Source organism: Stenotrophomonas sp. SBJS02 (assembly GCF_020428325.2).
Lineage (GTDB): Bacteria > Pseudomonadota > Gammaproteobacteria > Xanthomonadales > Xanthomonadaceae > Stenotrophomonas > Stenotrophomonas africana.
The window spans coordinates 3,899,999-3,913,690 of the sequence record NZ_CP109812.1; the positions used below are offsets into that span (position 1 = coordinate 3,899,999).

The 13,692-nt window shown below is 66.5% G+C and carries 9 protein-coding genes and 1 pseudogene; 4 read left to right on the forward strand and 6 right to left on the reverse strand.

Annotated elements, in window-relative coordinates; all coding sequences use genetic code 11:
• Window positions 1–55: 55 nt before the first annotated feature.
• The 6 genes and pseudogenes from FQS62_RS18015 to gmk all read right to left on the reverse strand — a co-directional run bounded on the left by FQS62_RS18015 (window position 56) and on the right by gmk (window position 7,395).
• On the reverse strand, window positions 56–994 hold the full coding sequence (locus FQS62_RS18015; RefSeq protein WP_049444618.1) for a nucleoside hydrolase: 939 nt from the start codon (window positions 992–994) through the stop codon (window positions 56–58).
• 500 nt (window positions 995–1,494) lie between these two features.
• The gene (recG, locus tag FQS62_RS18020) at window positions 1,495–3,606 is read right to left on the reverse strand and encodes an ATP-dependent DNA helicase RecG (protein WP_088480031.1); all 2,112 of its coding nucleotides are present in this window, start codon (window positions 3,604–3,606) and stop codon (window positions 1,495–1,497) included.
• Between the two features lie 7 nt (window positions 3,607–3,613).
• Entirely contained in the window at window positions 3,614–4,000 is a 387-nt protein-coding gene (locus FQS62_RS18025) for a RidA family protein (RefSeq protein ID WP_005410875.1), read from the reverse strand.
• A gap of 62 nt (window positions 4,001–4,062) precedes the next feature.
• Window positions 4,063–6,213 (reverse strand): annotated as a pseudogene (locus tag FQS62_RS18030) (bifunctional (p)ppGpp synthetase/guanosine-3',5'-bis(diphosphate) 3'-pyrophosphohydrolase); the annotation flags it as partial.
• Between the two features lie 106 nt (window positions 6,214–6,319).
• Window positions 6,320–6,619, reverse strand: a complete 300-nt coding sequence (gene rpoZ / locus FQS62_RS18035; RefSeq protein WP_005410877.1) for a DNA-directed RNA polymerase subunit omega — start codon at window positions 6,617–6,619, stop codon at window positions 6,320–6,322.
• A gap of 110 nt (window positions 6,620–6,729) precedes the next feature.
• The gene (gmk, locus tag FQS62_RS18040; RefSeq protein ID WP_014038334.1) at window positions 6,730–7,395 is read right to left on the reverse strand and encodes a guanylate kinase; all 666 of its coding nucleotides are present in this window, start codon (window positions 7,393–7,395) and stop codon (window positions 6,730–6,732) included.
• 290 nt (window positions 7,396–7,685) lie between these two features.
• Here gmk and fdnG point away from each other — a divergent pair, with 290 nt between their 5' ends.
• From fdnG to fdhE, 4 genes are all read left to right on the forward strand, one after another.
• Window positions 7,686–10,754, forward strand: a complete 3,069-nt coding sequence (fdnG, locus tag FQS62_RS18045; RefSeq protein ID WP_208042862.1) for a formate dehydrogenase-N subunit alpha — start codon at window positions 7,686–7,688, stop codon at window positions 10,752–10,754.
• A 10-nt stretch (window positions 10,755–10,764) separates the two neighbouring features.
• A complete protein-coding gene (gene fdxH, locus FQS62_RS18050; RefSeq protein ID WP_049448816.1) occupies window positions 10,765–11,682 on the forward strand; it encodes a formate dehydrogenase subunit beta in 918 nt (305 codons plus the stop codon).
• Window positions 11,679–12,326, forward strand: coding sequence for a formate dehydrogenase subunit gamma (locus FQS62_RS18055; RefSeq protein WP_049448818.1), 648 nt, complete (start codon window positions 11,679–11,681; stop codon window positions 12,324–12,326). Before fdxH ends, FQS62_RS18055 begins: the two co-directional genes overlap by 4 nt.
• Window positions 12,327–12,706: 380 nt before the next feature.
• The gene (fdhE, locus tag FQS62_RS18060) at window positions 12,707–13,690 is read left to right on the forward strand and encodes a formate dehydrogenase accessory protein FdhE (protein WP_208042863.1); all 984 of its coding nucleotides are present in this window, start codon (window positions 12,707–12,709) and stop codon (window positions 13,688–13,690) included.
• Window positions 13,691–13,692: the final 2 nt, after the last annotated feature.

Below are 13,692 nucleotides of genomic sequence, written 5' to 3' on the forward strand. Positions count from 1 at the left end.
GCGGCATTATAAGCACCGGTTGCCGCCCGGGGCAACCGGTGCCGGTCAATCGACGTCAGTCCGCACCCAGGGCCTGGCGCACCAGGGCCTCGAAACGCTGCTGGTCGTAGGCCATCAGCAGATCGCAGTTGTCCGGCTGGCCGGTCTGGCGGTTCCAGTCGACGATGGTGGCGCCGCGGCTGAACGTACCGTTCAGCTCCACATTCAGCGGCCGCGACTCGACCTGCAGCTGCCCTTCCGGGTTCAGCGCCCAGGCCATGGCCACCGCATCGGCGGTGTACCAGCGACCGCCCTTGCTGTCTTCGGACAGGCCACGGGTCTTGCGCGAGATCAGCTCGTAGAAGCGGGCACGGTCGGAATCGGCCTGCAGCCACTTCTCCGCCTGCTCAAGCGGCAGACCGTGGGCCACAGTGGCCTCCCAGTCCGAAACCAGCAGGTGCTTGAACGAGGTGAACACCACGTGCGCCGCTTCCGGGTCGAACGCAATGTTGAATTCGGCCGCCGGAGTGATGTTGCCGTGGCAGGTGACCGCGCCGCCCATCACCACGATGCGCTTGATGCGCTCGGGAAGGGTCGGGTCCAGCTTCAGTGCCAGGGCCAGGTTGGTCAACGGGCCAAGCATCACCAGCATCAGTTCGCCGGCGTGCTCGTGCGACAGGCGCAGGATGGCCAGCGCAGCGTGCTCGGCCTCGGCCTGGCGGCTCGGCGGCGGCAGGTCCACGTCGCCGTAGCCATCACGGCCATGCACGTGGGCAGCGTCAACGGAGGGGTGCAGCAGCGGATCCGGGCTACCGGCAAACACCGGTACGTCGGCGCGGCCGACGATGTCGCAGAGCTTGAGGGCGTTGCGTACGGTGTACTGCAGGCCGACATTGCCGGCGGCGATGGTCAGGGCGACCACGTCATGCCGTTCATCGGCAAAGGCCATCAGCAGGGCCAGGGCGTCGTCCACACCGGGGTCGGTGTCGATCAACAGGGGGATCTTGTGGGTCATCGTTGCCGTCTTCAGATCGGCAACGAAGTGTGGACCGGGATGATGACCGTTGCAAGTACGGGGGTTGGGGTTCGGCAGGGCTGCGCCCTGCACCCGCCGAATCAACTGCAAACGCCAGAGCAACGGCAGAAGCTGGTTTCCTGGGGGATGGCGGGGTGGGTCCGATTGCGGGGGACGCCGTAAACCCCGCTCCGCGGTCCGGCCCAGCCGCTGGCGGCTGTGCGTTCGGGCGCTTGCGAAGCAATGCTTCGCAAGCAAAGCGCCCTCACCCTTGGGGGCTTGGCCGCGGCATCCATGCCGCGGACCCCCCCGCAACCGGCCCCACCCCGCCTTCGACAGTTTTTCGCGGCTGTTGGTGGGTGTCGACCTTGGTCGACACATCCATGCAATGCGTGGATGAACATGGAAACGATCGAAAGCGATGTCTGTAGAGTCGAGCCATGCTCGACTTCTGCGCGCAGCGCGAACGGCAGCCGGGCATGGGCTCGGCTCTACAGGGATCAGGCCGAGGCGTAACGCACGGCGGTGCCGATCCAGCGCTGCACCACACGATCGGCCAGCGTGGGTTGCTGGTCCAGCAGGCGCTCGGCCAGGTCGTGCACGCCGGGCAGCAGGCCGGCATCGCGGGCCAGGTCGGCAATGCGGAAACCGGCCAGGCCGGTCTGCCGGGTACCCAGCAGTTCGCCGGGACCGCGCAGCTCCAGATCCTTTTCGGCGATGACGAAACCATCGTTGGTTTCGCGCATGGTCTGCAGGCGCTCGCGTGCCATCTGCGAGAGCGGCGCCTGGTACAGCAGCACGCAGCGCGACACCGCCGAACCACGCCCCACGCGACCGCGCAGCTGGTGCAGCTGGGCCAGACCCAGACGCTCGGCATTCTCGATCACCATCAGTGAGGCGTTGGGCACGTCCACGCCGACTTCGATCACGGTGGTCGCCACCAGCAGGTCGATGTCGCCGGCCTTGAACGCCACCATCGTCGCCAGCTTTTCAGCGGCCTTCAGGCGGCCATGCACCAGCCCCACGCGCACGCCCGGCAGCAGCGCCTGCAGCGATTCGTAGGTCGCCTGCGCGGGCGTGGCATCCAGTTCTTCGCTTTCCTCGATGAGCGTGCACACCCAGTAGACCTGACGCCCTTCCTGGCAGGCCAGTGCGATGCGCTCGATCAATTCCGGGCGACGGTCATTGTTGAGTGCGACGGTCTGCACCGGCGTGCGGCCCGGCGGCAGTTCGTCGATGGCCGACACATCCAGGTCGGCGTACTCGGACATTGCCAGCGTGCGCGGAATCGGTGTGGCGGTCATCACCAGCTGGTGCGGCACGCTGTTGCCGCCTGCGCCCTTGTCGCGCAGCGCCAACCGCTGGTGCACGCCGAAGCGGTGCTGCTCGTCGACAATGGCCAGGGCCAGGTCCTGGAACACCACCGCCTCCTGCATCAGTGCGTGGGTACCGACCACCACCTGTGCTTCGCCGTTGGCGACCTGCTCCATCACCCTGGCGCGCGCCTTGCCGGTGACCTTGCCGGCCAGCCACGCGATACGCACGCCGAGCGGCTCCAGCCACCCGCGCAGGTTGTTGAGGTGCTGTTCGGCCAGCAGCTCGGTGGGGGCAGCCAACGCGACCTGCTTGCCCTGCTCCACCGCCAGCATCGCGGCCAGCGCGGCGACCACGGTCTTGCCGGAACCGACGTCGCCCTGCACCAGCCGCAACATCGGGCTGGGCCGCGACAGGTCTTCGCGGATCTGCTTGAACACGCGCGCCTGCGCGCCGGTCAGCGCAAACGGCAGCTGATTCAGCAGCGCCTTGGCCAGCTTGCCGGGACCGGCCAGCGGCGGTGCGTGGTGCGCCTGGAGGGCAATGCGCTGGCGGCGCAGGCTGAGGTGGTGGGCCAGCAGCTCTTCCATTGCCAGGCGACGCTGCGCTGGATGAGTGCCGGCGGCCAACGCGGCCAGGTCGGCATCCGGTGGCGGCCGGTGTACGGTCAGCAGCGCGCTGCGCAGTGACGGCAGGCCAAGGCCGTCGAGCCAGCCGCTGGGCAGCAGTTCCAGCGCGCTTTCCTCGGGCAGGCGGTCCAGCGCCTGGCCGATCAGCTTGCGCATGGTCATCGGGCCGACGCCTTCGACGGTGGGATACACCGGGTCGAGGCGGTCACCGAGTTCGGGATCGTCGTTGCGGCCCAGTACCTGGTAGCTGGGGTGGACGATTTCCAGGCCGAGCTGGCCCGGTTTGGGCGTGCCGAAGCAGCGCAGCCGGTTGCCGACCGCGAACTGGCCGACCTGCTGCTGGCGGAAGTGGAAGAAGCGCAGCACCAGGGTGCCCCGCCCTTCGTCTTCCACAGCCACTTTCAGCATCGGCCGGTAACGCATGCCGCGCTCGACCGCGACCACCCGCCCTTCCACCTGTGCCGGCACGCCGTTGCGCAGGTCTTCGATGCGGGTCAGCCGGGTCCGGTCTTCATAACGCAGCGGCAGGTGAAGCCAGAGATCCTGCAGGGTGGCCAGGCCACGCGCCTGCAGTTTGGCGGCCACGGCCGGACCCACGCCCGCGAGCATCGCCAGGGATGCTTCGCCGGACGGTGACAGGACCGGGGTGACCGCCGCCTTGCGTGCCACGTGGCGGTCAGTCGATGACCATCACCGCGTCGACCTCGAAGTTGGCGCCCTTCGGCAGGCCGGAGACTTCGATGGTGGAACGGGCCGGGTACGGGGCCTGGAAGTAGTCCTGCATGACCGCATTGACCTTGGCGAACTCGCCCAGATCGGTCAGGTACAGGCCGAGGCGCACGACCTTGTCCAGCGAGCCGCCAGCGGCTTCAGCCACAGCCTTGAGGTTGTCAAAGGCGCGGCGGGCCTGCGCTTCGACGTCACCGGCGCCGACGATGTCGCCGGTGGCCGGGTCGAGCGGGATCTGGCCGGAGAAGTACACGGTGTTGCCGGCGCGCACGGCCTGCGAGTACGGGCCGATGGCGGCGGGAGCCTTTTCGGTGTTGATGATCTGGCGGGACATGGGTCGCTCCGGTGCTTGGGGGAAAACAGAGCGGTGATTGTAGCAACCCGGTAGTGCCGGCGCACCGCTTGCACGACCGACAGGCGGCGCAGGCGGCGCATCACCTCGGCCAAGTGGTTGCGGTCGCGCACCTGGATGTTGAACGCCAGCACGGCGGCGTTGAAGTCGCGGTCCAGGTAGTCCACGCGCTCGATGTTGGAATGGCTCTGCGCAATGGCGGCGGCCAGCTGCGCCAGCACGCCGGTGCCGTTCTCCACTTCCACCACCAGCGAGGTGTCGTAGTCGCCGGAGACGGTGGTATCCCAGCCGATCGGCACCCAGCGCTCGGGCGACTTGCGCAGCTCGGCCAGGTTCGGGCAGTCCATGCGGTGCACCACGATGCCCTTGCCGGCGGTGTGGTAGCCCATGATCTCGTCGCCGGGAATCGGCTGGCAGCAGCCGGCGAAGGTGACCACGCCGCGCTCGCTGCCGTTGATCAGGATCTTTTCCTGCGAATGGTGGCGCGAATGCGGGCCGCCACGCAGTTCGGCGTAGGCCATCAGTGCCTGCGCGGCCTGGGTCGGCATCCAGTTGCCCAGCGCGACCTCGGCCAGCAGCGCCTCCAGGCGCGGGAAACGATGCTCGGTGAGGAACGCATCCAGGCGTCCCTTCGGCAGCCGCTCCAGCGACGAATCCATCGCTTCCAGCGCACGGTCGAGCATGCGGTGGCCCAGCTGCACGGCGTCTTCGTGCTCCAGCTGCTTGAGCTGGTGGCGGATGGCGGTGCGCGCCTTGCTGGTGACCACGAATTCCAGCCACTGCGGTTTCGGCGTGGCCGAGCGGGCGGTGATGATCTCCACCGACTGCCCCGACACCAGCTTGGTGCGCAGTGGCACCAGTTTCTTGTCCACGCGCGAGGCCACCGCCATGTTGCCGACATCGGTATGCACGGCGTAGGCGAAATCGAGCGCTGTGGAATTGCGCGGCAGGGCCAGGATCTTGCCCTTCGGCGTGAACAGATAGACCTCGTCCGGGAACAGGTCGACCTTGACGTTGTCGAGGAACTCCAGCGACGAACCGGCAGCGCGCTGCGAGTCGATCAGTTCGACGATCCAGGCGTGGGCGCGGCTCTGCGCGCTGTTGGGCGAATCGCCACCGAACTTGTAGGTCCAGTGCGCGGCCACGCCGCGTTCGGCGATCAGGTCCATTTCCTCGGTACGGATCTGCACTTCGATCGGCGAGCCGTAGGGCCCGAACAGCACGGTGTGCAGCGACTGGTAACCGTTGGCCTTGGGAATGGCGATGAAATCGCGGAAGCGGCCATCCAAGGGTTTGAACGTGGCGTGCACCGAACCCAGCGCGTGGTAACAGCTGGGCACGCTGCGCACGACCAGGCGGAAGCCGAACACGTCCATCACCTGGTCGAAGGACTTGTTCTCGTCGCGCATCTTGTTGTAGATGCTCCACGGGGTCTTGATGCGGCTGACCAGGCGGTGCTCGATGCCCTCTTTCGCCAGCCGCTGCGACAGCTGCACTTCCACCTGCGCCATCGCTTCGCGGCGCACCACCGGCTGGCTGCGGATGTGTTTTTCGATGATGGCGTGGCGCCACGGGTACAGCGCCTTGAAGCCCAGGTTCTGCAGCTCGCTCTTGACCAGGCTCATGCCCAGGCGCTGGGCGATGGGCGCGTAGATCTCCAGCGTCTCGCGGGCGATGCGGCCGCGCGCTTCGCGGCTCTGCGCGCCCAGCGTGCGCATGTTGTGCAGGCGGTCAGCCAGCTTGATCATGATCACGCGCAGGTCGCGCGACATCGCCAGCAGCATCTTGCGGAAGCTCTCGGCGGCCGCTTCCTGGCGGTCGCGGAACTTCAGCTTGTCCAGCTTGGTCACGCCGTCGACCAGTTCGGCCACGGCTTCGCCGAACTCGGCGGCCAGCGCCTCACGGGTCAGCGGGGTGTCTTCGATGGTGTCGTGCAGGATCGCGGCGATCAGCGCTTCCACGTCCAGGCCCAGCTCAGCCAGCACCTGGGCCACGGCCACCGGATGGGTGATATAGGGCTCGCCCGACTTGCGCGTCTGCCCGGCGTGCGCGGCGGCTCCGACTTCCCAGGCGCGGCGCAACAGCGGCAGCTGTTCCGGCGGCAGGTAATGGGCGGCGCGTTCAAGCTGGAGGACGTAGTCGGGTACGGCGGCAGCGGGGGCTGCGGCGACCTTGGCAGTGGGGCCTGGGTTCATGCCCGAAGCCTATTCCAGCGCGACGTTTACGGCAAATCCTGAATGCGAAACAGCCCGCACGGGGCGGGCTGTTCGGCACATCCAACGATTACGTTGATCGATGCGATCAATCGTCGTTCTTGGACATGTCTTCGTCGGCGACCACTTCCGCGGCAGCCCACTCCAGCGCTTCACGCTCGGCGCGCTCACGCTCGGCCTTCTCGACTTCGTCGATCAGCGCGTTGTCGATCTTGCGGGCGGCGATTTCGCGCAGCGCCAGCACGGTCGGCTTGTCCTCGGTCTCGCTGTTGTCCAGCGTGGCCTGCACGCCGTTGGCGAGCTGGCGGGCACGCTTGGAAGCCATCATGACCAGTTCGAAACGGTTGTTAACGACTTCCAGGCAATCTTCTACGGTGATGCGGGCCATACGGGCTCCCGGCGACCGGTCGGCCGCTCAGTCGAATGAGGGAAAGGGGACGGAGTGTACTGGCAGGGGCTGGACAAAATCAAGCCAACCCCCACCCGATTCTTTTGGAATCAGTCAGTTGCGCCCGGATCGGGGGTCAACAGGGCCTGGATCAGGCCGGCGTGGCGGACCTTCTGGGCCTCCCGGCGCAGGCGGCTGGCGGTGAAGATGGCGCACAGCTCGTCCACGGCGGTGTCGAACACCTCGTTGACGATGACGTAGTCGAACTCGTTGAAGTGCAGCATCTCGTCACGGGCCGCGCCCAGGCGCTGGGCGATGACCGCCTCGCTGTCCTGGCCGCGCTTGCGCATGCGGTCCTGCAGGGCCTGCTTGGACGGCGGCAGGATGAACACCGTGACCGTGCCCGGCACCAGCTGGCGCACCTGCTGCGCGCCCTGCCAGTCGATTTCCAGCAGCACGTCCTGCCCGGCGGCCAGCTGCGGTTCCACAGACTGGCGGGCGGTGCCCTTCCAGTCGCCGTGCACCCAGGCATGCTCGAAGAAGTCGCCTGCGGCGATCATTTCCTCGAACTTCTCGGCGCTGACGAAATGGTAGTGCTGGCCGTTCACTTCACCCGGACGCATCGCGCGCGAGGTGAAGGAGATCGACAGGGCGATCTGCGGGTCACGCGCCAGGGTGGCATTGACGATGCTGCTCTTGCCGGCGCCGGACGGGGCGGCAACGATGTACAGCGTGCCGCGCGCAACGGCGTCCGACGGCTTCGACGGGGCGCTCATGCGGGGGATCCAACGGGTTGATTTCGCAAAATTTTTCCTCGATGTTCCAGCTCCGGCGCGGAGGATCGCGCCAGGACGGCGGGGGCTGCGCGGAACATCCTGGAACCAGGCCCGGCAGACGCTTCCCCGGGGTGCGGGCACGCAACTTTACCAGAGCGGCCCCGTTACGCGCCCGCCCGGCAGGCGCCGCGCCTTGTGCCACATGGGCGTGCGGGGGCCTGTGCTATAACCGGGCCGTACCCAACGACAGCCCGGAGGCCAGCGCCTCCCCGCCATCCCAGGAGAACGGCATGCCATCGATGAGCCGCCGCCAGTTCCTGAAAGTGACCGGGACAACCCTGGTCGGCTCCAGTCTGGCATTGATGGGCTTCGCGCCCGGCATCGCGCTCGCGGAGGTCAGGCAGTACAAGCTGACCCGTGCGACCGAGACCCGCAACACCTGTACCTACTGTTCGGTGGCCTGCGGCATCCTGATGTACAGCCTCGGCGATGGCGCCAAGAACGCCGAGCCGAGCATCTTCCATATCGAGGGCGACCCGGATCATCCGGTGAACCGCGGCACGCTGTGCCCAAAGGGCGCCGGCCTGGCCGACATCATCCACAGCAAGTCGCGCCTGCTCTACCCCGAGTACCGCGCGCCGGGCTCGAACGAGTGGAAGCGGCTGAGCTGGGACGATGCGCTGGACCGCATCGCGCGGCTGATGAAGGAAGACCGCGATGCCAACTTCGTGCAGAAGAACGAAGCCGGGCAGACGGTCAACCGCTGGCTGACCACCGGCATGCTGGCGGCCTCGGCCACCAGCAATGAAACCGCGGTGCTGACCCACAAGGTCGTCCGCTCCCTCGGCATGCTGGCATTCGACAACCAGGCACGTGTCTGACACGGCCCGACGGTGGCAGGTCTTGCCCCGACGCTAGGCCGTGGTGCGATGACGAATCACTGGGTCGACATCAAGAATGCCGACCTGATCCTGATCATGGGTGGCAATGCCGCCGAGGCGCACCCGTGCGGGTTCAAATGGGTGACCGAGGCCAAGGCACACAACAAGGCCCGGCTGATCGTGGTCGATCCGCGTTTCAACCGCTCGGCTGCGGTGGCCGACGTGTACGCGCCGATCCGCACCGGCACCGACATCGTGTTCCTGGGCGGGCTGATCAACTACCTGTTGACCGAGGACCGCATCCAGCACGAGTACGTGCTGAACTACACCGACATGTCGTTCCTGGTGAAGGACGAATTCGCCTTCAAGGACGGCCTGTATTCGGGCTACAACGAAGAGAAGCGCAGCTACGACCGCTCCAGCTGGGACTACGCCTACGGTGACGATGGCTTCGTGCGCAGCGACCCGACGCTGAAGGACCCGCGCTGCGTCTACAACCTGCTCAAGCAGCACTACGCGCGCTACACCGTGGAGATGGTCGAACGCATCTGCGGCACGCCGGCCGACAGCATCCGCCAGATCTGGGACATGATCGCGTCCACCGCCGGCAAGGACAAGGCGATGACCATCCTGTACGCGCTGGGCTGGACGCAGCACTCGATCGGCGCGCAGAACGTGCGTGCCGGGACCATGGTGCAGCTGCTGCTGGGCAACATCGGCGTGGCCGGTGGTGGCATGAACGCCTTGCGCGGGCATTCCAACATCCAGGGCCTGACCGACATCGGCCTGATGTCCGACCTGTTGCCCGGCTACCTGACGCTGCCGAAGCAGGACGAGCAGGACTACGAGGCCTACATCGCCAAGCGCACGCAGAAGCCGTTGCGCGCCAACCAGATGTCGTTCTGGCAGAACTACCCGAAGTTCCACGTCAGCCTGATGAAGTCGTGGTGGGGCGATGCCGCCACCGCCGACAACAACTGGTGCTTCGACCACCTGCCCAAGCTCGACAAGCCGTACGACATGCTGCAGGCGTACGAGCTGATGAATGAAGGCAAGATCCATGGCTACATCTGCCAGGGCTTCAATCCGCTGGCCTCGGCGCCAAACAAGGGCAAGCTGATCAGCGCGTTCTCCAAGCTGAAGTTCATGGTCAGCATGGACCCGCTGGAAACCGAGACCATCGCCTTCTGGCAGAACCACGGTGCGTTGAACGATGTCGACCCGAGCACGATCCAGACCGAGGTGTTCCGCCTGCCGACCACGTCATTCGCCGAGGAAAACGGCGCCGTGGTGAACTCGTCGCGCTGGCTGCAGTGGCACTGGAAGGGTGCCAATCCGCCGGGCGAAGCGCGCAGCGACATCGAGATCATGTCCGAGCTGTTCCATCGCATCAAAGCGATGTACGAGAAGGACGGCGGTGCGTGGTGGGAGCCGGTGCGCGACCTGGCGTGGAAGTATTCCAATCCGGAGCTGCCGACGCCGGAAGAACTGGCGATGGAATACAACGGCAAGGCGCTGGCCGACGTGTTCGATCCGAAGGACCCGACCAAGCTGGTGCGCAAGGCCGGCGAGCAGCTGGCCGCATTCGGCGACCTGCGCGACGACGGCAGCACCGCCTCCGGCTGCTGGATCTATATCGGCGCCTGGGGCCCGACCGGCAACATGATGGCGCGGCGCGACAACAGCGACCCCACCGGCATCGGCAACACGCTGGGCTGGGCCTGGGCGTGGCCGGCCAACCGCCGGGTGATGTACAACCGCGCCTCGTGCGACGTGGCCGGCCAGCCGTTCGATCCCCGCCGCACGCTGCTGGCCTGGAACGGCAAGAACTGGGGCAGCGTGGACGTGCCGGACTTCAAGGCCGACGAAGATCCCGCCGGCGGCATGGGACCGTTCATCATGAACCCGGAGGGCATCGCCCGCTTCTTCGCCAAGGCCGGCATGGCCGAAGGCCCGTTCCCGGAACACTACGAGCCCTTCGATACCCCGCTGCGCAGCAATCCGCTCAGCCCCGGCCAGGCACTGACGCTGAACAATCCGGCAGCACGCGTGTTCGCCAGCGACCGTGCACAGATCGGTTCGCCGGACGAGTTCCCGCATGTGGCCACCACCTACCGCCTGACCGAGCATTTCCACTTCTGGACCAAGCACGGCAAGTTGAATGCCATCATCCAGCCCGAGCAGTTCGTCGAGATCGGCGCGGCCTTGGCCGACGAGCTGGGCATCAACAACGGCAGCCGCGTGCGCGTCAGTTCCAAGCGCGGCCACATCGAAGCGGTGGCCATGGTGACCAAGCGCATCAAGGCCCTGCAGATCGATGGCCGGACCGTGCACCAGGTGGGCGTGCCGATCCACTGGGGTTTCCTCGGTGCGGCCAAGCCCGGATACATCGCCAATACGCTGACCAACGCCATCGGAGACGGCAACTCGCAGACGCCCGAATCGAAGTGCATCCTGGTCAAGGTCGAGAAGGTGTAGGAGACACGCCATGTCACTGCAATCCCTGGACATCATCCGCCGCTCGGCCACCACCACGCCCTCGCCGGAGGCGCGTGGTGCGCACACCGGCCAGGTCGCCAAGCTGATCGATGTGAGCAAGTGCATCGGCTGCAAGGCCTGCCAGGTCGCCTGCATGGAGTGGAACGACCTGCGCGACGAAGTGGGCAGCTGCGTTGGCAGCTATGACAACCCGCCCGACCTGAGCGACCAGTCGTGGACGGTGATGAAGTTCCGTGAGTACGAGGACGAGAAGGGCAAGCTGGAATGGCTGATCCGCAAGGAAGGCTGCATGCACTGCAGCGATCCGGGCTGCCTGAAGGCCTGTCCGTCGCCCGGCGCAATCATCCAGTACGCCAACGGCATCGTCGACTTCCAGGAAGAGAACTGCATCGGCTGCGGCTACTGCGTGACCGGTTGCCCGTTCGACGTGCCGCGCATTTCCAAGAAGGACCACAAGGCCTACAAGTGCACACTGTGCTCGGACCGGGTGGCGGTGGGCCAGGAACCGGCCTGCGTGAAGACCTGCCCGACCGGTGCGATCACCTTCGGCAGCAAGCAGGCGATGACCGAGCACGCGGCCGGACGCGTGGACGACCTGAAATCGCGCGGCTACGAGAACGCCGGCCTGTACGACCCGCAGGGCGTGGGTGGCACCCACGTGATGTACGTGCTGCAGCACGTGGACAAGCCGGAGCTGTACGCCGACCTGCCCAAGGACCCGCGCATCAGCCCGATGGTGGAAGTCTGGAAGGGCGTGGCCAAGCCGCTGGGCGTGCTGGCGATCGCCGCCACCGCCTTCGCCGGGTTCCTGCATTACATCGGCATCGGCCGCAACACGGTCAATGACGAGGAAGAAGAGGAAGCCGAACACGAGGCGAAGAAGATCGAAGAGGAGCAGCGGCCATGAAGTACGCCCCGCACCCGCGCCAGATCATCCGCTACCGTGCGCCGACCCGCATCAACCACTGGATCGTGGCGATCTGCTTCGTGCTGACCGCCTTGTCCGGGTTGGCCCTGTTCCACCCTGCCCTGTTTCCGCTGACCCAGCTGTTCGGCGGTGGACCGTGGACGCGCATCCTGCATCCGTTCATCGGCTTGGCCATGGTGGTGGGCTTTGCACTGCTGGCGTTCCGCATGTGGCGCGACAATCTGCCGACCGCTGACGATCGCGCGTGGATGCGCGGCATGCGCGATGTGCTGCGCAACGAGGATGAGAAGCTGCCGCCGGTGGGCCGTTTCAATGCGGGCCAGAAGCTGCTGTTCTGGGCCATCATCGGCTGCCTGTCGGCGCTGCTGCTGACCGGCTTCGTGATCTGGCGGCAGTATTTCAGCCACTTCTTCCCGATCGGGGTGATCCGCTTCTCGGTACTTGCCCATGCGCTGTTCGGCTGGGTGCTGATCTGCGCGATCGTGGTGCACATCTACGCAGCGCTCTGGATCAAGGGCTCGGTGCGGGCGATGACCCAGGGCAAGGTGACCTATGGGTGGGCGTACAAACATCACCGGCAATGGTTCCGGGACATCCTGCGCGGACGGCGGGAAGAGGGGTAGCGGCAGGGCCTGCGGCCCTGCACCCGCAGAGGCAACGTCAACGTCAAAAGCTGGCTTCCTGAGGGGTGGCCGGGTGGGTCCGGTTGCGGGGGACGCCGTAAACCCGTCCTTGGGGGCTTGGCCGCCGCATCCATGCCGCGGACACCCCCGCAACCGGACCCACCCCGCCTTCGACAGTTTCCCGCTGCTGTCGGAATGGCATGAGCTGCTCTTGGTGGGGGTCAACCTTGGTCGACACAATGAACATGGCAACGACCGAAACCGAATTTTGTAGAGTCGAGCCATGCTCGACTGCTTTGCTCGACTGCGTTGTTTGAACACGCTGGACGCCAGCGCCGACAACGGCGAGGATGGAGCCTGGTTCTTCTGGCCGGCCCTGCATGGCGCAACGCATCCTTGAACCCGGTGAGATCGAGACGCTCGCCTCGCGCGATGTCCCGCGCATCATCCTGCCCGATGTCACGTCCCTGTTTGCTGAGCGCGCGACGCGCCTGCGCAGCCTGGCTGCGCGCAGTGCCATCGGCGGCTACCTGCAGCTGCTGGCGGCGCTGGCCGATGCACAGCAGGCGCTGCTGGACGAGCTGACACCGCAGCAACGCGAGGCGCTGCAGTCGCACGCACGTGCGCAGCAGTCGAGTGCGGCGGCCGGTGCCGGCATGCCGTTGCGGCCGGCCAACACGCTTCAACTGGATGGACGCTGGCGCGACTGGCTGCGCACGCTGTGCCAGCACTGTGCCGACGAGGCCGGGCTTCCGGTGGAAACCCGCCAGGAGCTGCAGCGCGTCGCCGCGGCCGACGATGCCTGGCTGGATGCGCAGGCGCATGCCGTGCTGGAGCGCGATGACGCGCCGTCGGTAGATGCGGTCGCTGCGCTGCTGGTCATGAATGCACTGCAGGCTTATTGGGCGGTGCTGACGGACAGCTTCCGCCCCACCGACCTGAAACCATTGGCCGATGCACCCGGCCTGTGCCCGTTGTGCGGCTCGCTACCGGTGGTCAGCGTAGTGCAGGCACGCCCACCCTATGCGTCTTACCGTTACCTGTCGTGCTCGCTGTGCGCCTGCCAGTGGCACTACGTGCGCGTGCAGTGCAGTCAGTGTGGTGCCACCGGCAAGGACATCGCCTATCGCGCCCTGGCCGATGTGGACGGCGACAGCGGCGAGGCGGTGCGCGAGAGCGCGGTGCGTGCCGAGACCTGCGACCACTGCCACAGCTACCGCAAGATCCTGTATCTGGAGAAAGACCCGTCACTGGAGCCGGTTGCCGATGACCTCGGCACGCTGGCGCTGGATCTGCTGCTGGCCGAGGAAGGCTATGCGCGCGCCAGCCAGAGTCCGCTGTTGTGGCAATCCGACGGCGATTGAGG